Origin of the sequence: Streptomyces sp. Root1310, from assembly GCF_001426425.1 — a bacterium.
Lineage (GTDB): Bacteria > Actinomycetota > Actinomycetes > Streptomycetales > Streptomycetaceae > Streptomyces.
Window position 1 is genome coordinate 241,371 of the sequence record NZ_LMEQ01000001.1, and the last position, 19,376, is coordinate 260,746.

Genomic DNA, 19,376 nt, shown 5'->3' on the forward strand with positions numbered 1-19,376 from the left:
CTTACGGCGCCGCTCGAAGATCGGTTCGAAGATCTGTACGCATACGTATGGATCTTCGCCGATCCCAATTGGCGCCGTTCAACGTGCTGTTGCGAGCAGTGTGCCACGGCCCCCCACCGCGTCACACAGCACTCTGCATTTTTCAGAGTGACACTTGCCAAGTGTTCATGGCGGGGAGATAGTGGCAAGCGTGATTCCGTCCGCGCCCTTAGGAACAGACGCCGCCGCAGGCCGCCCCCAGGGTCTCGGTGCCAGCGCGGGAGCAGGCCCCGACCAGGCCGCTGCCGAGCGCCGGTTCCGATTCGAACTGGCCGCCCATCCGGGTTCCCCCGCCCAGGCCAGACGCCTGACGAGGGCCCGGCTGACCGGCTGGTCGGTGTGCGAGGACACCTGCGACACCGCCGCCCTGGTCATATCCGAGCTGGTCACCAACGCGATCGTGCACACCGCGAGCGACGTCGTCGTCTGCGAGCTGCACGACGGCGACGACCTGGTCCGGATAGCCGTGCGCGACGAGGGGTGCGCGCCGGGTGACCCCCATCCCTCCCCGCAGCGTCCGGAGGAGGAGCACGGGAGGGGACTGCTCCTCGTCGAAGCCCTCTGTCACGCCTGGGGTGCCCAGGAGCACGGGCCCGGCCTGCTGGTCTGGGCCGACCTGACCCGCAAGGCCGACGCTCCCCGTGACCCCGCCGAGCCCTGCAACAGCCTGGACGCGGCCGCGCCGCACCACGCCGACCTGGGCGAGCTCCTCGACACGCTGGACGAGTTCCACGACGGTCCCGCGGAGCCGCACACCGGTCCGGCCGTGCCCCGCAACGACCTCGGCTGGGGCTCCCGCCCGAAGCCGGGACCGGCCGACGGTCCGGCCGACGAGGACGAGCAGGCCGAGCAGTGGTACCGCGCCATGGCCGGCCGGGCCGCCCGACGACCACACCCCGTGCCACCGCCGACCGCGCCCGCCACGACCTCCGCCAAGCCCGCACCCTCACCTGCATCCGCATCCGCATCCGCATCCGACGGTCTGGCCCCCCGCGTCGCCCCGCAGTGGCACCGCGCTGCCGGCGGTCACGCTCCCGGCGGCCACGGCGGATACGAGAGCGGCCGCGACGGCCGGCCGGCCGGTCACCCCGCCGGAGTCTTCCCGCTCGAGCACGGCCGCGAGCGGGGAAGGGCATGAGCGCGGTCTCCGGTCGGGCTCCCCTGCTGACCCTCGACACGCTCGTCCGCCTCAAGCGCGGGCCCGGCCGTGCGCACACCCCCGAGCCGCCACGCCGACTGGCCGTGCCCGACGGCATGACGGCCCCGCTGGGCTGCGACGCCGTCTCCGTCCCCGCCCGACTCGGCCCGCTGCTCATGCCGCGCCTGCCGCGCGTGGGCTGCGTCTACGCCGACGAGGCGCGCTGGTGGTGGCTGGTGCCCTCCGACTCCGACTACGCCCTGGAGTGGCCCGCCCCCGCGCACTACGCCACGGGCGCCCTCCTGCCGGACTCCCCGCACGTGCCCGGCCTCATCCACCTGCCGGACGGCACGCTTCCGTACACCCCGCCGATCCCCCTCTACCTCGCCCTGTGCCGGCTCACGGGCACGACGCCCACCTGGTCACGGGCGATCAGCGCGTAGCCCGCCGCCCCTGGGCGAGCCGGTCCCGGGGCCGTCCCGGCGCACGCCCGCGCGTCCCGGCCATCCCGCCCCGCGCCCTGCCCTCACCCGTCTCGCCCCGCGATAGTGGCCGTTCGTCGACTATCGCGACCGGGGGAGGCCGACGGTGGGAGAGGCACGAGAGGCGGGCACGGCACAGGGGCCGGGCACGGCTCGGGGGGCGGAAAGGGCACGGGGGGCGGAAAGGGCACGGGAGGCGGGAAAGGCACGGAAACCGCAGGGTCCCGACGAGCGTGACGTGTCCGAGTCGGAGCGGCTCCTCTTCGGCGGCCCGCTCCGCTACGACATGGGCTGGAACCAGCACCGGGACGCCTTTCTGGAGCTGAACTTCCGCGCCATGGTCACCCGGCTGCCGTCCCTCCTGCGCACCAGCCTCCGGCTGGCCCGGCAGGCCGACCCGCAAGCCGCCCGGATCGTGCTGTCCGCCGAGATCGCCCGGGGCGTGGCGCAGGCGATCGGTCTGCTCGCGATGAACGCCGTGCTGGGCCGCCTCATCACCGGCGGCCCGATCGAGGACCGGCTGCGCGGCGCCGCCCCCGCCCTGGCCGCCATGGCCGTCGTCCTCCTGATCGGGGCGCTGCTGCGGGCCGCGTCGACGTACGCCACCGGGCGGCTCGAGCCCAAGGTGGAGCGGGTGGCGACCGAGCTGTATCTGGAGCGGGCGGCCGCCGTCGAGCTCGCCGCGATCGAGGACCACGCCTTCCACAAACTGCTGGACACCGCGCAGTACGGGGCCCGGTCCAGCCGCTACATGATCAGTCACGGCACCCGCGTGGTGAACGCGATGATCTCGCTGGCCGCGTCGGCGGGCGTCCTCACCGTGCTGCACCCGCTCCTGCTGCCGCTGCTGGTGACGATGACGCTGCCGAGCGCCTGGAGCGCCCTGACCAACGCCCGGCGCCGCTACGAGTCCTTCCACACCTGGGTGCAGCACGCGCGCGCGGGTCACCTGATCGCCGGTCTCCTCACCGAGCCCGCGGCCGCGCCCGAGATACGCGTCCACGGCGTCGGCCCCTTCCTGCTGCGGCACTTCCGCGCGATGTCGGAGACGGCCGAGGCGGAGCAGGCCCGGCTGGCCCGGCTCGCGGCCCGCACCGGGCTGTTCGCGGCGACCTGGACGGGCCTGGCGACGCTGGCGACGTACGCCACGCTGGGCGGGCTGCTGCTCACCGGGACGATGGCGCTGGCGGTGGCGGGCACGGCCGTGATCGCGATCCGCAGCGGCTCCGCGAGCCTGAACACCCTCGTCCTGGAGGTCAACCAGCTGCACGAGGAGGCCTTGTTCGTGGGCGACCTCCAGCGCCTCTACGTGGAGGCGGCCGAACGGGCGATCCCGGTGGGCGGCACGGCCCTGCCGGACGAGCCGCGCGAGATCCGCTTCGAGAACGTCACGTTCGGCTATCCGGGCGAGTCGACCCGTCCGGCCCTCGACGACATCAGCCTCTCGCTCCCCCTCGGCCGGATCATCGCGCTCGTCGGCGAGAACGGCTCCGGCAAGACGACACTGGTGAAGCTGCTGGCGGGGCTCTACAAGCCGGACCGGGGGCGGATCCTGTGGGACGACGTGGACGCGGCGGGCGCGGACCGGCACCAGCTGGCCGAGCGCGTCGCGATGGTGGCGCAGGACTTCAAGCGCTGGCCGTTCACGGCCCGGGTCAACGTCGCGATCGGCCGTTCCGCCACGCCGCTCACCGAGGAACGCCTGGCCACGTCGGTCGCAGAGGCGGGCGCCCAGGAGGTGGTCGAGGACCTGCCGAGGGGCCTGGACACCCTGCTGGCCCGGCACTTCAGCGGCGGTCACGAGCTGTCCGGCGGCCAGTGGCAGCGCCTCGGCATCGCCCGGGCGGCGTACCGGCGCGGGCGCATCCTGATTGTGGACGAGCCGACGGCGGCCCTGGACGCCCGGGCCGAGCTGGAGGTCTTCGAGAAGATCCGCGCGCTGGCAGGCAGCGGCCAGACGGTCGTGCTGATCACACACCGGCTGGCGTCGGTCCGGCACGCGGACCTGGTGCACGTCCTGGAACAGGGCCGGCTGGTGGAGTCCGGAACCCCGGACGAGCTGCTGGCGGGCGGTGGTGTCTACGCCGAGCTGTACACGCTGCAGGCCGAGCAGTTCACGGCGCAGGTGCCCGCCCCGTCACAGGCGGGCTGACGGCTCACCGCGCGGTGTCACCGCCCCGCACGACCACCAGGAACGTGTCGGTGGCGAGGTCCATGACGACCTCGGCGGCCAGCCCCTCCATGCGTCGTGCCTGCGCGAACTCCTCCGCCGGCCACGAGCCCCGCGGCCCACCCGCGGGAAAGCGCTCGAGCACGGTCCGCCCGTTCACCATCTCGCACCTCCGTTCAGCGTCGTACTTGTAGGAGTTAACGCTCTGGGGGTGGAGTAGGCCTCGACTGGTTGCGGGACTGAGACGTAGTTGACACGCGTTCAACGCGGAGTGTGAGAAACCGGTCACCTTACGAACATATCCGGCACGCTCCGTGTCAGAACTCGTACTCGTCGTGGTAGCGGACCTGCACACGGGTCGGCGGCCCCAGCGCCGTTAGGTCCAGAAAGCTCATCGCCGGGCCGAGCCGGTCGAGCTCGCGGTCGAACACCGAGTACGTGTGGAAGACCCGGTCACCCTCCCGGAGGAAACAGCTGACCCCGGGCCGGTCGGCGAATCCGCCGGACTGTCCCACCGTCGCTTCGAAGTCGCCGTTGAAGTCGTCGTCGTACGAGGAGTACCAGGGCACCGTCCAGCCCATGCGCGCCTTGAACGGCAGGATCCTCGTGAACGGCGCCCTGGACACCACGGCGAACGAGGTGCCGCAGGCGTTCAGGTGCGCGAGCTGACCGACCTGGTCGAGGAAGGCCGAGCAGCAGCGGCAGCCGGTCCGCCACTCGGGGGCGAACATGAAGCGGTGGACGACGAGTTGCCGGCGGCCGTCGAAGAGGTCGAGGAGCCGGGCCTTGCCGGCACCGCCCTCGAAGACGTACTCCTTGCCGACCTCGACCATGGGCAGTCCGCGCCGCTCGGCGCCCAGCGCCTCCCGCGCGCGGGTCACCGCCTCCTCCTTGACCAGCAGTTCTTCGCGCGCGGCGCGCCACTCCTCGCGCGAGACGATCTCCGGAAGCTCCGGATGCGCCATGGCTGCCCCTCCTGTACGACGGTCCGTCACAGGGGTGACTCGCGGGCGGCACGGAACTCATCGGCGGCGCGGAACGTAGGTCAGGTGTCGTACTCCTGAACGCGTCTGCCGTGGCTGCGGTCGAGGAGCGCGGGCATCCGCCGGCCCAGTTCCCGTACGGCCTCCGGTACGTCGATCGTCAGCAGCTCGCGGTCGCGCATCAGGACGCGTCCGTCGACGATCGTGGTGCGCACGTCGGAGGAGCGGGCGCTGTGCACCAGGGTGGCGGCGAGGTCGTGGACGGGCTGGGTGTGCGGTCCGGTGAGGTCGACGAGGATGATGTCGGCGCGCCGCCCGGGGGCGATGCGGCCGATCAGGTCGTCGAGTCCGACGGCCCGCGCGCTCTGCAGGGTGGCGTGGTGGAGGGCCTGGCGCGAGGTGAGCCAGCGGGGGTCGCCGGTGGCCGACTTCTGGACGAGGGCGGTGAGCGCCATCGCCTCCCACACGTCGAGGGAGTTGTTGGAGGCGGCCCCGTCCGTGGCGAGACCGACGGCGACACCGATCTCGCGCAGCGCCCGGACGGGCGTGGTGGTGGGCCAGGCGAACTTGAGGTAGCCGCGGGGTGCGCTCGCCACGGCCGTGCGGCCCCGCGCGCGTGCGAGGACGGGCAGGTCGCGTTCGAGGATGCCGGTGCCGTGGGCGATCAGGACGTCGGTGTCGAGGATGCCGGTGCGTTCCAGGACCTCGATCGGGGTGACTCCGTGCCGGGCGAGGCTGGTGTCGGCCTGGTCGCGGTTCTCGGCGGCGTGCAGATGGACGGACAGGCCGTGCTCACGGGCCAGTTCGGCGGTGGCGGCGAGGTCCGCGTCGGTCACGGTGTAGGGGGCATGCGGGGCGAGGGCGGTGGTGATCCGGCCGCCGGCGCCGCCGCGGTGCCGCAGCGCGAACCCCAGTGACTCCTCGCGGCCCCGGCTGCCCTGGGAGGAGAAGTAGGCCTGCCCCAGGTGCGCCCGGACACCGCAGTCGGTGACGACGGCGGCGACCGCGTCCATGGCGAAGTAGTGGTCGGCGAAGCAGGTGACGCCGCCGCGGATCATCTCCGCGCACGCCAGTCGCGCGCCCGAAGCGACATCCCGCTCGGTGAGGTTGGACTCGACCGGCCAGACGACGTCGTTGAACCACTCCTCGGTGGGCAGGTCCTCGGCGAGGCCGCGCAGGGCGACCATCGGCGCGTGCGTATGGCAGTTGACGAGGCCGGGCAGCGCGACCTGGCCGCGCGCGTCGATGCGCTCGCGGGCGGACAGCCCGGCCGCCCCGGCGCTGCTCGTCACCTCGTCCACGGCCCCGTCGCGGACGACGATCGCCGCGTCCTCCCGGAACGTGACGCGTTCCTCCGCGTCGTGCGTGAGGACGGTGCAGCCGGTGATGACGAGATCGGCGGTACGGGACGACTCCGGGGGCTCTGCGGGCTCCTGGGGCTCCGGGGGCTCCAGGGGCCCGGTCTCCGGGGAGGGCGGCCGAGAAGGTGTCATCGCGTCAACGTACGACGGGGTCGTGCCCGCGAGTGAGCCGTGGCGCGCATCTTGTCCCGAAGCTGTCGCCGGGCCCGGCGGGCGGGCACCCTGGCGCCACGACACTCCCCGGAGGGGGCCCCGCATGCTCCTCGGCACCTGGAACCTCGAGAACCTGTACCGGCCCGGAGGGCCGTTCGGCCCGCGGGACAAGGCCGCCTACGAGGCGAAGCTCGCCGCGCTCGCCGCCGTCGTCACCGCGCTCGACCCGGACGTGCTCGGCGTCCAGGAGGTCGGGGAGCCCGAGGCGCTGGCGGACCTCCTGGAGTCGGTGGGCGGCACCTGGCACGCGGCGCTGTCCGCGCACCCCGACGGCCGGGGCATCCGGGTCGGCGTGATCAGCCGTACGCCTCTGGAGGTACTGGCCGACACGCGCGCGTACCCGGCGAGGCTGCGGCCCGTGCAGGCGGACGACTCGGGGGCCACCTCGGACGGGTCCGGCCGTGGCTTCCTCGCGGTGGAGACGGTCACGCCGGCCGGGCCGCTGCGGGTGGCGGTGGCCCATCTGAAGTCGAAGCTGCTGTCGTACCCGGGTGATCGTTTCTTCCCGCGCGACGAGGGCGAACGGGCCCGCTACGGCGCCTACGCCCTCTACCGGCGGGCCGCCGAGGCGACGGCGCTGCGCGCCCTGGCCGACGATCTCCTGGCCGGCGACGGCCGCGAGCGGGACGTGGCGGTGCTGGGCGACCTGAACGACGAGGTCCAGGCGGCGACCACGCAGATCCTGCTCGGCCCGCCCGGCTCGGAGCTCGGCACCCGCGGGTTCGAGTCGCCCGACCAGGGCGACGCGGCCCGCCTGTGGGACGTGGCCCCGCTGATCCCGGCCGAGCACCGCTACTCGCGGATCAACTCCGGTCGCCGCGAGCTGATCGACCACGTACTGACGAGCCATCGCCTGGTCCACCGGCTGACGTCGGCGGGCACGGGCACGGATACCGGACCGGGGCCGCGGAAGGAGCCGCGCCTCCCGTCGGTGGGGGGCGATCCGGCGGCGCGCAGGAACGAACCGGGTTCGGACCACGCCCCGGTGTGGGTTCGGATCGACTGACGCGCGGGGCGGCGCTACCCGGCCACCGGCAGATCCGGCACGGGCGCCTGCAGCCCCACCCGGTCGCGCCCCGCAGCGAGTTCGTCGAGGAGTTCCGCGAGCCGCTCCCGGTGCCGTGCGGTGAGCCGTCCGGTGTCGTCGAGGTGGACGGCGCAGGCGGTGGTCGTGTCGACGAGCCGTTCGAGGACGGCGGCGACCTCGTCCGTGCCCTCCGTGTGCCGGGCGAGCGCGGGCAGTTCGTGGGCGGCGAGGGCGATGGCCGTGCGGGCCTCGGCGAGCGCGCGGTAGGCCTCACGGCGCAGGGCCCAGCGGGCGGCGCGGTCCTCGGAGCCGTCGAGCACATGGGTGAGATAGGCGTCCGCCGCGCGCACGGCGGCGGCGAGCCGGGCGCGCACCTGGCCGCCGCGCTTCCCCGACATCGGCAGATGCCCGACGATCAGGACGATCCCGCAGGCCAGCAGGGTTTCGACGATCCGGCCGGCCGAGGCCTGGGGCTCTCCGCCGACCATCACCAGCGACAGCACGAGGACGGTGACGACGGCCGTCTGGGCGGCGAAGTGCCGGGTGGACACGGGGATGAGCGCTCCGCACAGGGCCACCAGCGCCACCAGCCCCTCCGGGCGGGGCAGCACGGCGGCGAAACCCGCGAAGAGCAGCGCACCGAGAACGGTCCCCGCGGCCCGGCACAACACCCGGGACACCAGGGGCCCGAGATCGGGCTTCACCAGGAAGACGGCCGTGGCGGGCAGCCAGTACCAGTGGGTGTGCCGGCCGTACCACTGGGAGTGGTAGAGGGCCTGCGCGACGGCGGCGCTCGCCCCGAAGGAGAGCGCGACCCGCAGCCCGTACTCGCGGCCGCCCGCGCCGAACCCGGTGCGCAGCAGGTACCGCACGCCGTGCCGGCGGGCGTGCAGGTCACCGCCGCCGCCCTGGTCGAAGGCGTCGGCGGCGTGCAGCAGGGCGTCGTCGAGGGCGCGCAGCGCGGGGGCGGACCGGGCGGGCGCGGGCAACGGCCCGGTGTGGGTGTTGTCGCGGACGGCGGCGGCGAGCCGCCGGGGCCCGGCCGAGGCCCGTTCGGAGAGGGGCTCCGCGGCCCAGGCCAGGGCGGTCGCCGCCTCGGCGAGGGGCAGGGCGGCGGCGTACTGGGCGTGCAGCCGGCGTTCGGAGGAGGAGCTGGCGTAGCGCCGCAGCCGCGGTCCGGCGAGGGCGTCCTGGGCGTGGTCGAGGGCCGCGGTGAGCGCGGCGCGCCGGGCGGTGGCGTGCTCGGTCCCCGTCGCGTCGAGCAGCTCCGCGACCGCGTCGTACACCCGGGCCACCGCGTCCCGTTCGCCATCGAACCGGAAGTCGCCGGTCATCGCGCCGGGCGTGGGCAGGGCGAGCCGCAGCGCGAGCAGCCATCCGGCCCCGGCGAGGAAGGCGAGGGCCCGCGCCCATCCGGGCTCCGCGACCGGCATCCCGGCCCCGATCGCCGAGGCGACGAGCAGCTGTGTGCCGCCGCCGGACGCGACAGGACCGATGGCGCTCATCCCGCCGGCGAGGAGCCCGAGCGCGGTGAGGACGGCCGTCAGCGCGACGGCCCCGACGTGATCCCCGACATAGGTCCCGACGAGCAGCCCTCCCGCACCCACGAGGGCGGGCGCCCCGAGCCGCTTCACCGCGGTCCGCCTGCTGCCGGGCCGGTCGTTGATCCCGGCGAGCATCGCGGCGATGGCGGCGACCACCCCGAGAGAGGTCCGGCCGACGAGGACGGACACGAGGAGCAGCGGCCCGGCGGCCAGCGCCCCCCGTGTGACCGCGCTCCACGGCACGGGCCCGCGCTGGGCGCGCAGGGCATGGGCGAGCCAGGGCGGAAGAGCGGCGAGCGGGCGGAATGCGCGAGCGGGAAGGTGCGGGCGCGGAAACACGGAGCTCCTGTCGGGCGAGGGCGGGGGTGTGCCTTCGGGCGACGGTGGCCGGGGCTGGTCAGCTGTGAGCTGTGGTGTCCACGGTACTGCGCGGTCTTGGAGAGACGGGGGCGGTTACGTTTCGGCCAGGTGACGCCTGGCCGGAATCCCGCGTTCTTTATGAACGCAAGGCCGGAAACGGGAGCGGGGCCGGGGCGTGGCCTGCCCCGGCCCCCGCGGAGCCACCCAAGTCGCGCACCGGCGCACTTGAGGACCCAGGTCAGTCGGGATGCCGTCGCGTCCTGCCACTGGACCATCGCGCATCGAGCTGCGCGGGCCGGACTCGAACCGGCGATGGCTTCCGCACCATCACCCCGAAGGGTTGTCGACCGAAGAGACGGCCGGCCCTTCCCAACGCCTCTTCCAGAGCGGCGGGATCGGATCCGCGCAGCCCGGCGACGATGTCGTCGACCCCTCGCAGTCCGGCCCTCTCCAGCAGCCGCTTCTCGTTCGTCACCCATTCCCCCCGGGCCGCGAGCACACCGTGGCCCGCCTGCACGGCGGCGGTGACGAGGGCGCCGGCGACCTCCGCCAGACGGCCGGCCGGGGCGTGGTGGGCCAGGGCGTAGGCGAGGGTGGCGCGGGCCGTCCCGTGCCAGCGTTCGCCCGCCGTGCGGCGCAGTGCGTCCGGATAGCCGTCCGGGCGCGGGAGTTCGCCGCTGAGCACCTGGTTGATCGCCAGCTCGGCGACCACGAGATAGCTCGGGATCCCCGCGAGATGGAACAGCAACGGCTCCACCCGGAACCGGCCCTCGGCCGCCTCCGCCCACTCGTGTTCGACGACGTCGAGATCCCGGTAGTGCACATCGACCCGCCGCCCCTCGATCGTCAGCCAGGCGCCCCCGTTGAACACCCCGCCGCCCCAGCCGCCGACCTCCGACACCTCCCCCTCCCAGCCGAGCGCCCGCAGACCGGCCGGATCGAAGGAGCCCCGGTAGTAGACGGCCAGATCCCAGTCGCTGTCGGGCCGGTGGGTGCCCTGGGCACGGGAACCACCGAGGGCGACCGCGCGGACGTGCGGGAGACCGGCGAGGCGGAAGGTCACATCCCCGAGAAAGTCCCGGTCGTCACCGGAGGGCGAAGGGGAGCCGGAGGAGGAGCCGGGGGCGGCGGAGGAGGCGGAGGCGGCGGTGGAGGAGCGGGCGGAGTCGGAGGCGGAGGAGGAGGCGGCGGTGGAGGAGCGGGCGGAGTCGGAGGCGGCGGAGTCGGAGGCGGCGGATGACATGGCGGAACCCGATGCGGTGGAAGAGGAGTTGGAGGAGGAGGAGGCGGCGGAGTCGGAGTCGCGAGGCATGGGCGGGTTCCGATCAGCAGTCCCACACGTTCTGGTGACGGTGGCGGGTCGGCGGATGGTCCAGCTCCTCGGCCGCAAGGAGCAGCGCACCCGTCGGGACGGCACGGAGCCGGTTGCGGGCGGTGGCGCGGAACACGGTCAGCGCGGCACGCGCACGGGACTCGTACGGGCCGTCGATCTGCGCGTTCAGGGACCGGGGAAAGGTGTAGGAGCGGAACGCGCGCACCAGCGGGACGGGTACCGGCCGACGCCGCTCGCGCCGCGCCCGGGCCAGCTCCCTTTCGCTGTACCGCAGTTCGCCGATGCGGTGGCCGGTGCTCCAGCCCCGGCCCTGCGACGGCCGGTCATCGGGCCGGACGCGGTGGCGCAGGCGGACGTGATGGACGGTACGGGACATGGCAGACCTCCGGGGGCCGCCGGAATCTCCGGCGAGGCCCTGAGGAGTCCGCCGCCGTGAATCGGCCCGGATGCTCGCTGCGCATGGGCAGCAGCGTGGCGAGTACGGCCCGGGGTTGTCCAACGGTTATCGGCCACACGGCGATTGTCGGTGGGTCGCGGACAGGGCGCGCCCCACGGACACGCGACCCCGAGGAGACCCCGTGATCCGCGGCCTCGCCGTCCCGGGAATCCCGCCGCCCGGCTACCCGGCCCCCCACACCCTCCGCTTCGGCACCGGCTTCGCGTAACTCCCCGCCCGGCTGGTCGTCAGCCCCAGCCCGACCAGCCCCTCGGCCAGCTTCACCGCAGCGCCCACCCCGTCGACGACCGGAAGGCCCAGCTTGTCCCCCACCATCCGTTCCAGCCCCGTCATCCCGGCACACCCCAGGACCAGCACCTCGGCCCCCGCCGCCCGGACCCGCTCGGCGGCCGCCAGAAAGGCCGCCTCGGCGCGGCCGCGGTCCCCCAGATCGAGGACGCCGAGCCCGGTGCCCACGACGGCGGCGCAGTTGCGGCCCACCCCGGCCAGCTCCAGGCTGTCCTCGATCTGACCGCAGGACCGCTCCAGCGTGGTCACGACCCCGTACCGGCGCCCCAGCAGACACGCCAGATGTGCCGCGGCCTCGGTGATGTCGACCACGGGCACGTCCACCAGCTCCCGTACGCCCTCCCGTCCGTGCTCACCGAAGCCGGCCATGACGACGGCGTCGTAGGGGGCCCCGTCATAGGTGCGCAGCGCGTCCATGACCGCCGCGGCGGAGAGAAGGCTGTCGAGCCAGCCCTCGGCCGACTCGGGGCCCCAGGCGGGGGTCAGTCCGGTCACGGTGGTGCCCGGGCCTGCCGCTGCCCGGGCACCTCGCACGATCTCCTCGGTCATCTCCTGCGTGGTGTTGCAGTTGGTGACGACGATCCGTACGTTCCGCACGCTCCTCAGACCTCCACGGGCTTCTCGGCGACGACCGCGGACCCGGCGGCCCGCTCGGCACGGCACAGCAGCACGTACAGTCCGGCCCCCAGGGCCGTCCCGATGAACCAGGAGTACGGCGCCACATCGCCGAAGGCCTTCACCAGCGCGAGCACCGCCGCGACCGCCGCGGAGGGGAGGAACGCCCACAGCGCCTTCGGGTTGACGCCCTTGCGGTAGTGATAGCGGGAGCCGGGGGTGGCGTCGAACAGCTCGTTCACGTCGACGCGACCGCGCTTGACCCAGTAGTAGTCGACCATGATCACGCCGAACAGCGGACCGAGGAAGGCGCCGAGGCCGCCGAGGAAGTAGTTGACGACCGTGGGGTTGGAGAACAGGTTCCACGGGGTGACCACGAGCGCCGCGACCGTGCTGATCATGCCGCCGACCTTGAAAGTGATCTTCTGCGGCCAGACGTTGGCGAGGTCGTACGCCGGCGACACGAAGTTCGCGACGATGTTGACGCCCATGGTGGCGATGGCGAAGGTGAGCGCGCCCAGGACGAGTACCCAGGTGTTGCCGACCTTCGCGACCAGCTCCGCGGGGTCGGTGATGGCCTCGCCGAACACCTCGAGCGACCCAGCGGTGACGATCACGGAGACGACCACGAAGGCCGTCGAGTTGAGGGGCAGCCCCCAGAAGTTGCCGCGGCGGACCGTGCGGTAGTCGGGCGCGAAGCGGGAGAAGTCGCAGAAGTTCAGCATCAGCGTGCCGTACGTGGCGAGGATCAGACCGATCGCACCGAACCACTGCCGCCACTGCTCCCCCACGGAGACCGGGTGCGGGGTGGAGGTGAGCGAGATGGTCCAGCCCGCCTTGGACAGCACCCACACCGCCAGCGCGATCATCACCAGCCAGATCGCCGGGCCGCAGAAGTCCTGGAACTTGCGCACGGACTCCATGCCCTGACTGATGATCATCGCCTGGACCAGCCACAGGGACACGAAGGACAGCCAGCCCAGTGCGTCGAGGCCCAGGAAGGAGTTGTGCGTCCAGGACTCCAGGCCCGGCCAGGCCGCCAGCAGCATCACGTTGACGGCGACGGAGGCGAGGTAGGTCTGGATGCCGTACCACATGATGGCGATCACGGCCCGTATGAGAGCCGGGATGTTGGCTCCCCAGACGCCGAAGCTGATGCGGCTGACCACCGGGAAGGGCACCCCGTGGCGCTGGCCGATCCGGCCCATCCAGTTCATGCCGACATAGATGAGCACGAAGCCGACGAGGAGGGAGGTGAAGATCTGCCACACGTTCATGCCGAGGACCAGCAGTCCGGCGGCGAAGGTGTAGTTGCCGAGGTTGTGGACGTCCGACATCCACATCGCGAAGAGGTCGAAGACCTTCCAGTTCCGCTTCTCGGCGGGTGCGAGGTCTTCGTTGGTGAGCCGTGGGTCGGGGACGAACGCTGGTGCGCCGGTGGCTTCGGCGCTGTCGGCGAGGGACACGGGGCCTCCATGGGCGAGGGAACGGAGGAGGACTACTGACCGGACCGTTTGGTATACCAAACTGCGGACATGGTCCCGTCGTCAAGCGTTCCGACCGATGTCCGTCCCGTTACGGCTCCGTAAAAGCACCCTCGCATCGGCGAGGATGGCCCCATGACGAAGATCGAACCCCTCGGAGCGGTGCGCGAGCGCGTCCTGGGGTCCCTGCGGCAGGAGATCATCGCCGGCAGGCTGCGTCCCGGCGACCGGCTCGTCGAGCGCGAACTGGCCGACCGGTTCGGCGTCTCCAGGGTCCCGGTCCGGGAAGCCATCCGGGCACTCGTCGCCGAGGGCTTCGTCCTGTTCGAGACCCCGCGCCGGACGGTCGTACGGCCGCTGAGCCCCACCGACGTCAAGGAACTCTTCGAACTGCGCGAGGCGTTGGAGGTGTACGCGGCCGGACTGGCCGCCACCCGGGCCACCCCGGAGGACCTCGCCGGACTACGGGAGCTCCTGAGGAGCGCGGCGAGCGCCACCGCCGCCGGGGACGCCGAGGCGATCACCGACATCAACACCCGCTTCCACGACCGGCTCCTCGCCATGGCCGGCAACACCCTGTTGATCTCGGTCATGGAACCGGTCGCCGGCCGCCTGCAATGGCTCACCCGACGCAACGAGGAATGGCCCCAACTCCTCACCGAACACCAGGACCTGTACGACGCCATCGCCTCCGGCGACCCGGCCCGCGCCCGCGCCCACGCCCTGAACCACGTCCAGGCCAACTACCGCTCCACGGTCCGGCACCTGTTCGGGGAGACGAACCCTCCGCAGGCACCGCCCTCCCCCGATCATGCTCCGCCTAGAATCCCCTGACCCTTCGGACAGGTGCCCGAAGGCGCACACACAGCGAACGGAACGGGGAGAACGACCATGGTGAGCAGACGTGGACTGCTGAGCGGAGCCGCACTCGTGGGGGCGGGCGCGATGACCGGCGTACTCGGCGCCGCCACAAACGCGGCCGCCGACACCCCACTGGACACCCCGTTCACACCGGTCGCCGCACCCCATCTCGCCCAGGCCGAGCAGATGGTCCAGTACCAGCGCCTCCTGGCCGCCGGCTACCTGCCCACCGGCCTCACGGGGCACTGGCCGCTGGACGGCTCCGGCGCCGACCTCTCCGGCCACGACCACCCCCTGACCCTCGGCACCGGCGCGAGCTGGACCACCCTGCGAGCCGGCGGCGAACTGACCCTGGACGCGTCCTACGCCGCCACGGCCTCCGTGCTCGACACCACGGCCCCGTTCACCGTCTCCGCCTGGGTACGCCTCGCCGACGACGCCGTCCTGACCAACATGTACACGGCAGTCAGCCAGGACGGCACCGGCTGCAGCCGCTTCCTGCTCCAGTACGACGACACCGCCGGCGCCTGGGCGTTCAAGGTGCGCGCCGAGGACCAGGGCGCCAAGATCTCCGCCCTCGCCACCACCGCCCCCGTACCCGGCAAATGGACGCACCTGACCGGAGTGTGGGACGGCAACCGAGTCCACCTGTACGTGAACGGCGTACCGGAAGGCACCGCCGACGCCACCCTGTCCTGGGCCGCCACCCAGGGCCTCAACATAGGCCGGGCCCGCTGGAACGGCGCCTACGTCAACCACTTCAAGGGCTCCGTCGACGATGTGCGCGCCTACGGCCGCGCCCTGAGCGCCGACGAGATCTCCCTGATCAGCGGCCGCACGGCAGGCCTCAACAACGTCTATCTGATCGGCTCCCCGTCGACCGTCACCTGGGGCACGCCCGACGACCTGCCGAGCTGGATCGCCCGGGCCCGCTGCTCGTCCTTCGTCACCTGGGTGCTGAAGCACACCTACGGATGGGCCACCGACGCCTACTTCACCCAGTACTTCCAGGACCGCATCCCCGAGGCCGCCGACTACCGCCAGGCGTTCGCCCAAGGCACCGCGGGCCCGCGCTTCCAGCAGATCCGCAAGGTCGCCGACCTCCGGCCCGGCGATCTGATCGCGGTGGACTACAGCGGCCAGGTCGAGGGCAACACCGGCCACATCGTCATGGTCCGCGACGTCAAGGGCGTCTTCAGCGGGGTCGCCGACTTCACCGGCGAGACCCAGTACGCCGTCGAGGTCGTCGACTGCACGGCCGAGCCACACGGCGTGTACGCCCTGACCAACTACCCCAAGTATCCCGACACCCGCATGGTCGGCCTCCTCGCGGAGGAGCAGTTCGAGGGCGTCGGCATCGGCCACATGATGTTCTACGCCGCCGGCACCACCGGAGAGTTCTCCCGCTACCGCTGGAGCGTCAACACCGCCCGCGACAAGGCCTACCCCGTCACGTCACGGCCGGTCACCGCGGCACGCATCGTCTGACCGGAACTCACGGCAGCCCCGCCACCCCCGCGGCCGTGCGCAGCACATCACGCAGCATCCCGGGGGTGAGCCGGCCGGTGAAGGTGTTCCGCTGACTGACGTGGAAACAGCCGAAGACATCGAGGCCATCGGCGGCGCTCGACCCACCCGAGTGATCCGGGCCGTCCGGATCGCGCGGGCCGTCCGGATCGTGCGGGTGATGCGGGTGGTGCGGGGGCTCCGGATCGTCCGGGCGCTCCGGGGGCTCCGGGTCGTCCGGGCGGGCAGGGCCGTCGAGCGTCAGCCGGGTCCCGTGCCCGAAGGCGGGTCGCGGCCGGGGCACGGTCCAGCCCGCCTCGGCGAACGCGGGCAGCGCGGCCTGCCAACCGAAGGCGCCGAGCACGACGACCGCGCGCAACGTCGGCCGCAGCAGCCTCAGCTCCTGCACGAGCCAGGGCCGGCAGGTGTCCCGCTCCCCCGGGGTGGGCTTGTTGGCGGGCGGCGCACAGTGCACGGGCGACGTGATCCGCACGCCGTACAGCTCCAGCCCGTCGTCGACGGAGACGGCGGTGGGCTGCGACGCCAGCCCCACGTCGTACAACGCCTGGTACAGCACATCGCCGGAACGGTCCCCGGTGAACATCCGCCCCGTACGGTTCCCGCCGTGCGCGGCCGGGGCCAGCCCGACGATCAGCAGCCGGGCGTCCGCCGGGCCGAAGCCGGGCACCGGCCGACCCCAGTACGTCCAGTCCGCGAAGGCCGCCCGCTTGGTACGCGCCACCTCCTCACGCCAGTCCACCAGCCGAGGACACGCCCGACAGCCCCCGACCCTCCGGTCGAGCATGGCCAGGGCGGAGGCGGAGGCCGCGGAGTCGGAGGGGGCCGTGGAGGCGGAGGGGGCCGTGGAGGCGTCCATGCCTCCACGGTAGGACCACGCCGTAGCCATCCGAGCCGACTGGGTCCGGAGGGGTGGAGGACAGGGGGCTGGATCAGGGGCCCCTCCCCCTCCCCTCCCCCCTCCCCCCTCCCCCCGTCCCCTGCCCGCCCGACTCGTCACGCCTCTCGTCATGCCCCTGGTCATGCCCCTCGCCGCGCCAATCGCAGCAGCTCCGCGTTCGACTCCCGCCGCTTCCAGGCTATGAGCGCCAGTGGCACGAGCAGGATGAGCGGCGTCGCCGCGTTCTGGCCGTCGAAGACGACCACCTGGACGACGAACGCGCCCACCATCAGCGCACCCAGCGCCACCGCCGCCACGGACTGGAGCACCGGAACCAGCAGGGCGATCGCGCCGGCGAGTTCCAGCGCGCCGATGGTGTACATGCCCACGCTGCCCCAGCCCATCTCGTCGAAGGCATCCGCGGCCGACGGGTGCGCGATCAGCTTCGGCAGCGCGCTGGCGATCCCGTAGAAGAGCGCGAGCAGCACCTGCAAGCCTCGCAGGGCGATCCGGGCGCGGCGGCCCCGGGCGATCGCGGATGCGGGCGGGGGCGCGGCCGCGGTGGTGGCGGCGAGGGAAGCCGTGGTCTCGGACATGAGGGTCTCCTGCGGTGAGCGGTCCGTTGTGCTGTCAGGGAGGTAGACCGACCTCCGTCAGCGAACTCATCGCGCCCCGCCGGGCTTTCTCGAACCCCCGCTTTACCGTCCTTGGCTCCCTTAGCGCCCCCGCCGCCGCCCTTCCCTCCCAACTACGGTCCGCTCCGGTCCTACCGCCGCCGCTCTCCCCTCTCCGGCCCGTTCTCTACTCCGCCACCGCCACCGCCTTCACCCATATCCGGTCCTCCGTGAGATACCGCTCCACCCTCAGACCCGCCTCCGCCAGGGCCTCCTCGAACTGGTCCTTGGTCAGCGGTCGGGACCGGAACGTCTGGGTCCACGCGGCGTCCGGGAAGTCGTACTCCGCGCGTACGGAGTGGACGCCGTCCCCGACGGGCTCGGTCGACACGATCCGGATCGTGAAGCCGCTCGGGTCGACGCGCTCGCGCGGCACGTTCGAGTGGTAGTCCTCTCCTTCCCGTTGGATCAGCAGACAGCCGCCCTTCGCCAGGTGCCGTGCGCAGGCCCGCAGCATTCTTCGGCGTAACTCGACGTCCGCCGTGTGCACGAGGAACGACGCGAGCATCACCACGTCGAACGTCTCGCCCAGGGCGAGATCCTCGATGGGGCTGCATATCGTGCGAGCTCCGCGGACGCGCTCCAGCATCTCGGCGGACTCGTCCACCGCCGTGACCGTGAACCCGCGCTCCAGCAGGGCGTGGGTCACCCGCCCGACGCCGCTGCCCAGCTCGAGGATGTGCGTGCCAGGGGGCACCGCCTCGGCGATGACCTCCGGCTCGTTCCCCACGGGCAGGCGCGAGTAGAGCTCGACCGCGCAGCCGTCCGGGGTGATCGCACCGGGACCGGTTCCCTTGTGTCCGTCTCGCATTTTCAGCTTCATGCCAGTTCAACGGCCCGTTCCCGTACGGCCGTTCCCCACCGCCGTCGGTTCACCCGTTCGAGCGATGACCCCTCTGTTCGAGCCGGGTCGGAGGCGAGGACCTTGGCCCCCTGGAGAACGTCCTGACCAGGGAGTACGTTGCAATGAGGAGCGGTGATCGGGATGCGTACGGGCAGTGAGCCGATGACAGCGCGCAGTGCGCTGCGGATGCGTCTGTGGCTGGCCCTGTGGGGTCTGGCCTGGGCGATCTTCGGGACGGTCGCGTTCGCTGTCGTGGGGCGTCCGGGCTGGGCGCTCGCGTGCGGGGTGCTGTGGCTGGTGATCACGGTCGATCTGACGATGATCCTCAGGCATCGGCGCCAGGGTCCCCACTACCAGCCGGGCCGCGACATCCCGCCCTACCTGCCGCCCGAGCACCGCCACCCTTGAGACCAGGAGGCCCGGAAGCCCGGAGGCGGGAGGCCCGGAAGCCCGGAGGTGCCGGGAGATCCACAAGCTTGAAGGTCCAACGGCCCGGCCACAGGGCGACCCGAAGCCTCAGCACCCCAGCACCCCAGTGCCCCAGCGACGCAAAGGCCCGGCAGCCCTGAGCTCCGGTAGCCCTGAGCCCGGCAGCCCCGAGCCCGGCAGCCCTGAGCCCGGCAGCCCCGAGCCCGGCGGCCCGAAGGCCCGCACGGAAGGCCTGCCCGAAGGCCCGGCAGTCCGGAGCCTCGGTGGCCGGCCGGTTCTCAGCTCTCGAAGCGTGCCGCTTTGAGGTACTGCGGGTTCGGGTCCAGTGCCGCGGCCAGGCGGAAGTGGCGCTTGGCCTGGTCGCCCCGGCCCTGCCGCTCATAGGTGCGGCCGAGCGCGAAGTGCGCGAAGGCGTTGTCCGGCTCGCGCTCCAGGACGATGGTGAACTCCAGCTCGGCGGGCCGTAGTTGGGCGGCGGCGAAGAAGGCACGCGCGCGCAGCAGCCGGGCGGCGGTGTTGTCGGGGTGTGCGGCGATGACTCCGTCGAGCAACTTCACCGCGCCCCGCGGGTCCCGTGCGGCGAGCAGATGCTCCGCGGCACGGAAGTCGATGACGTCTGTCTCCGGAGTACGTCCGGTCGAACCGCTGGTATCGGGCACGGAAAAATCCT

The 19,376-nt window shown here is 72.7% G+C and carries 18 protein-coding genes and 1 pseudogene; 7 read left to right on the forward strand and 12 right to left on the reverse strand.

Annotation, left to right across the window (positions count from 1 at the left end; all coding sequences use genetic code 11):
* Nucleotides 1-190 precede the first annotated feature (190 nt).
* The 3 genes from ASD48_RS01145 (at nucleotide 191) to ASD48_RS01155 (ending at nucleotide 3,811) form a co-directional block, all read left to right on the forward strand.
* Nucleotides 191-1,177, forward strand: a complete 987-nt coding sequence (locus ASD48_RS01145) for an ATP-binding protein (RefSeq protein ID WP_242432478.1) — start codon at nucleotides 191-193, stop codon at nucleotides 1,175-1,177.
* Complete coding sequence (locus ASD48_RS01150; protein WP_057599448.1) at nucleotides 1,174-1,620, forward strand: hypothetical protein; 447 nt, start codon at nucleotides 1,174-1,176, stop codon at nucleotides 1,618-1,620. Before ASD48_RS01145 ends, ASD48_RS01150 begins: the two co-directional genes overlap by 4 nt.
* Nucleotides 1,621-1,945: 325 nt before the next feature.
* On the forward strand, nucleotides 1,946-3,811 hold the full coding sequence (locus ASD48_RS01155; protein WP_242432539.1) for an ABC transporter ATP-binding protein: 1,866 nt from the start codon (nucleotides 1,946-1,948) through the stop codon (nucleotides 3,809-3,811).
* 4 nt (nucleotides 3,812-3,815) lie between these two features.
* Here ASD48_RS01155 and ASD48_RS44640 read toward each other — a convergent pair whose 3' ends face one another.
* From ASD48_RS44640 to ASD48_RS01165, 3 genes are all read right to left on the reverse strand, one after another.
* On the reverse strand, nucleotides 3,816-3,992 hold the full coding sequence (locus ASD48_RS44640) for a hypothetical protein (protein ID WP_199875608.1): 177 nt from the start codon (nucleotides 3,990-3,992) through the stop codon (nucleotides 3,816-3,818).
* Nucleotides 3,993-4,146: 154 nt separating this feature from the next.
* Nucleotides 4,147-4,794, reverse strand: a complete 648-nt coding sequence (locus ASD48_RS01160; protein WP_057599450.1) for a DUF899 domain-containing protein — start codon at nucleotides 4,792-4,794, stop codon at nucleotides 4,147-4,149.
* 80 nt (nucleotides 4,795-4,874) lie between these two features.
* Nucleotides 4,875-6,305 (reverse strand): amidohydrolase, encoded by a 1,431-nt coding sequence (locus ASD48_RS01165; RefSeq protein WP_079073557.1) that lies wholly within the window; start codon nucleotides 6,303-6,305, stop codon nucleotides 4,875-4,877.
* A 124-nt stretch (nucleotides 6,306-6,429) separates the two neighbouring features.
* On the opposite strand from ASD48_RS01165, the gene ASD48_RS01170 reads away from it, so the two are divergent.
* Nucleotides 6,430-7,392 (forward strand): endonuclease/exonuclease/phosphatase family protein, encoded by a 963-nt coding sequence (locus ASD48_RS01170; RefSeq protein WP_057599451.1) that lies wholly within the window; start codon nucleotides 6,430-6,432, stop codon nucleotides 7,390-7,392.
* Between the two features lie 14 nt (nucleotides 7,393-7,406).
* On the opposite strand, the gene ASD48_RS01175 is transcribed toward ASD48_RS01170, so the two are convergent.
* The 5 genes and pseudogenes from ASD48_RS01175 to ASD48_RS01195 all read right to left on the reverse strand — a co-directional run bounded on the left by ASD48_RS01175 (nucleotide 7,407) and on the right by ASD48_RS01195 (nucleotide 13,476).
* Complete coding sequence (locus ASD48_RS01175; RefSeq protein ID WP_057599452.1) at nucleotides 7,407-9,296, reverse strand: FUSC family protein; 1,890 nt, start codon at nucleotides 9,294-9,296, stop codon at nucleotides 7,407-7,409.
* A gap of 424 nt (nucleotides 9,297-9,720) precedes the next feature.
* Nucleotides 9,721-10,380: pseudogene (locus tag ASD48_RS01180) on the reverse strand (nucleotidyltransferase domain-containing protein); the annotation flags it as partial.
* A 262-nt stretch (nucleotides 10,381-10,642) separates the two neighbouring features.
* Complete coding sequence (locus ASD48_RS01185; protein WP_057599453.1) at nucleotides 10,643-11,026, reverse strand: hypothetical protein; 384 nt, start codon at nucleotides 11,024-11,026, stop codon at nucleotides 10,643-10,645.
* A 243-nt stretch (nucleotides 11,027-11,269) separates the two neighbouring features.
* Complete coding sequence (locus tag ASD48_RS01190) at nucleotides 11,270-11,992, reverse strand: aspartate/glutamate racemase family protein (RefSeq protein WP_282438167.1); 723 nt, start codon at nucleotides 11,990-11,992, stop codon at nucleotides 11,270-11,272.
* 5 nt (nucleotides 11,993-11,997) lie between these two features.
* Complete coding sequence (locus ASD48_RS01195; protein WP_057599454.1) at nucleotides 11,998-13,476, reverse strand: NCS1 family nucleobase:cation symporter-1; 1,479 nt, start codon at nucleotides 13,474-13,476, stop codon at nucleotides 11,998-12,000.
* Nucleotides 13,477-13,629: 153 nt separating this feature from the next.
* Between ASD48_RS01195 and ASD48_RS01200 the strand changes: the two genes are divergently transcribed.
* The gene (locus ASD48_RS01200) at nucleotides 13,630-14,328 is read left to right on the forward strand and encodes a GntR family transcriptional regulator (RefSeq protein ID WP_057599455.1); all 699 of its coding nucleotides are present in this window, start codon (nucleotides 13,630-13,632) and stop codon (nucleotides 14,326-14,328) included.
* A 57-nt stretch (nucleotides 14,329-14,385) separates the two neighbouring features.
* Nucleotides 14,386-15,843 carry a LamG domain-containing protein gene (locus ASD48_RS01205; RefSeq protein WP_057599456.1) on the forward strand — a complete coding sequence of 486 codons (1,458 nt, stop codon included), beginning with the start codon at nucleotides 14,386-14,388 and terminating at the stop codon, nucleotides 15,841-15,843.
* 7 nt (nucleotides 15,844-15,850) lie between these two features.
* On the opposite strand, the gene ASD48_RS01210 is transcribed toward ASD48_RS01205, so the two are convergent.
* The 3 genes from ASD48_RS01210 to ASD48_RS01220 all read right to left on the reverse strand — a co-directional run bounded on the left by ASD48_RS01210 (nucleotide 15,851) and on the right by ASD48_RS01220 (nucleotide 18,244).
* Entirely contained in the window at nucleotides 15,851-16,666 is an 816-nt protein-coding gene (locus tag ASD48_RS01210; protein WP_057600938.1) for a uracil-DNA glycosylase, read from the reverse strand.
* A 233-nt stretch (nucleotides 16,667-16,899) separates the two neighbouring features.
* Nucleotides 16,900-17,355, reverse strand: coding sequence for a DoxX family protein (locus ASD48_RS01215; RefSeq protein ID WP_057599457.1), 456 nt, complete (start codon nucleotides 17,353-17,355; stop codon nucleotides 16,900-16,902).
* Nucleotides 17,356-17,560: 205 nt separating this feature from the next.
* Complete coding sequence (locus ASD48_RS01220; RefSeq protein ID WP_079073558.1) at nucleotides 17,561-18,244, reverse strand: class I SAM-dependent methyltransferase; 684 nt, start codon at nucleotides 18,242-18,244, stop codon at nucleotides 17,561-17,563.
* Nucleotides 18,245-18,418: 174 nt separating this feature from the next.
* Here ASD48_RS01220 and ASD48_RS01225 point away from each other — a divergent pair, with 174 nt between their 5' ends.
* Nucleotides 18,419-18,685, forward strand: coding sequence for a DUF6343 family protein (locus tag ASD48_RS01225; protein ID WP_057600939.1), 267 nt, complete (start codon nucleotides 18,419-18,421; stop codon nucleotides 18,683-18,685).
* 299 nt (nucleotides 18,686-18,984) lie between these two features.
* Here ASD48_RS01225 and ASD48_RS01230 read toward each other — a convergent pair whose 3' ends face one another.
* Nucleotides 18,985-19,365 (reverse strand): tetratricopeptide repeat protein, encoded by a 381-nt coding sequence (locus tag ASD48_RS01230; protein WP_057599459.1) that lies wholly within the window; start codon nucleotides 19,363-19,365, stop codon nucleotides 18,985-18,987.
* Between the last annotated feature and the right edge of the window lie 11 nt (nucleotides 19,366-19,376).

Excerpts from the sequence above, each read along its gene's own strand:
- ASD48_RS01150 (WP_057599448.1), top strand. The coding sequence starts at position 1,174 with ATGAGCGCGGTCTCCGGTCGGGCTCCCCTGCTGACCCTCGACACGCTC.
- ASD48_RS01155 (WP_242432539.1), top strand. The coding sequence starts at position 1,946 with ATGGGCTGGAACCAGCACCGGGACGCCTTTCTGGAGCTGAACTTCCGC.
- ASD48_RS44640 (WP_199875608.1), bottom strand. The coding sequence starts at position 3,992 with ATGGTGAACGGGCGGACCGTGCTCGAGCGCTTTCCCGCGGGTGGGCCG.
- ASD48_RS01160 (WP_057599450.1), bottom strand. The coding sequence starts at position 4,794 with ATGGCGCATCCGGAGCTTCCGGAGATCGTCTCGCGCGAGGAGTGGCGC.
- ASD48_RS01165 (WP_079073557.1), bottom strand. The coding sequence starts at position 6,305 with ATGACACCTTCTCGGCCGCCCTCCCCGGAGACCGGGCCCCTGGAGCCC.
- ASD48_RS01170 (WP_057599451.1), top strand. The coding sequence starts at position 6,430 with ATGCTCCTCGGCACCTGGAACCTCGAGAACCTGTACCGGCCCGGAGGG.
- ASD48_RS01185 (WP_057599453.1), bottom strand. The coding sequence starts at position 11,026 with ATGTCCCGTACCGTCCATCACGTCCGCCTGCGCCACCGCGTCCGGCCC.
- ASD48_RS01200 (WP_057599455.1), top strand. The coding sequence starts at position 13,630 with ATGACGAAGATCGAACCCCTCGGAGCGGTGCGCGAGCGCGTCCTGGGG.
- ASD48_RS01205 (WP_057599456.1), top strand. The coding sequence starts at position 14,386 with ATGGTGAGCAGACGTGGACTGCTGAGCGGAGCCGCACTCGTGGGGGCG.
- ASD48_RS01210 (WP_057600938.1), bottom strand. The coding sequence starts at position 16,666 with ATGCTCGACCGGAGGGTCGGGGGCTGTCGGGCGTGTCCTCGGCTGGTG.
- ASD48_RS01215 (WP_057599457.1), bottom strand. The coding sequence starts at position 17,355 with ATGTCCGAGACCACGGCTTCCCTCGCCGCCACCACCGCGGCCGCGCCC.
- ASD48_RS01220 (WP_079073558.1), bottom strand. The coding sequence starts at position 18,244 with ATGCGAGACGGACACAAGGGAACCGGTCCCGGTGCGATCACCCCGGAC.
- ASD48_RS01225 (WP_057600939.1), top strand. The coding sequence starts at position 18,419 with ATGCGTACGGGCAGTGAGCCGATGACAGCGCGCAGTGCGCTGCGGATG.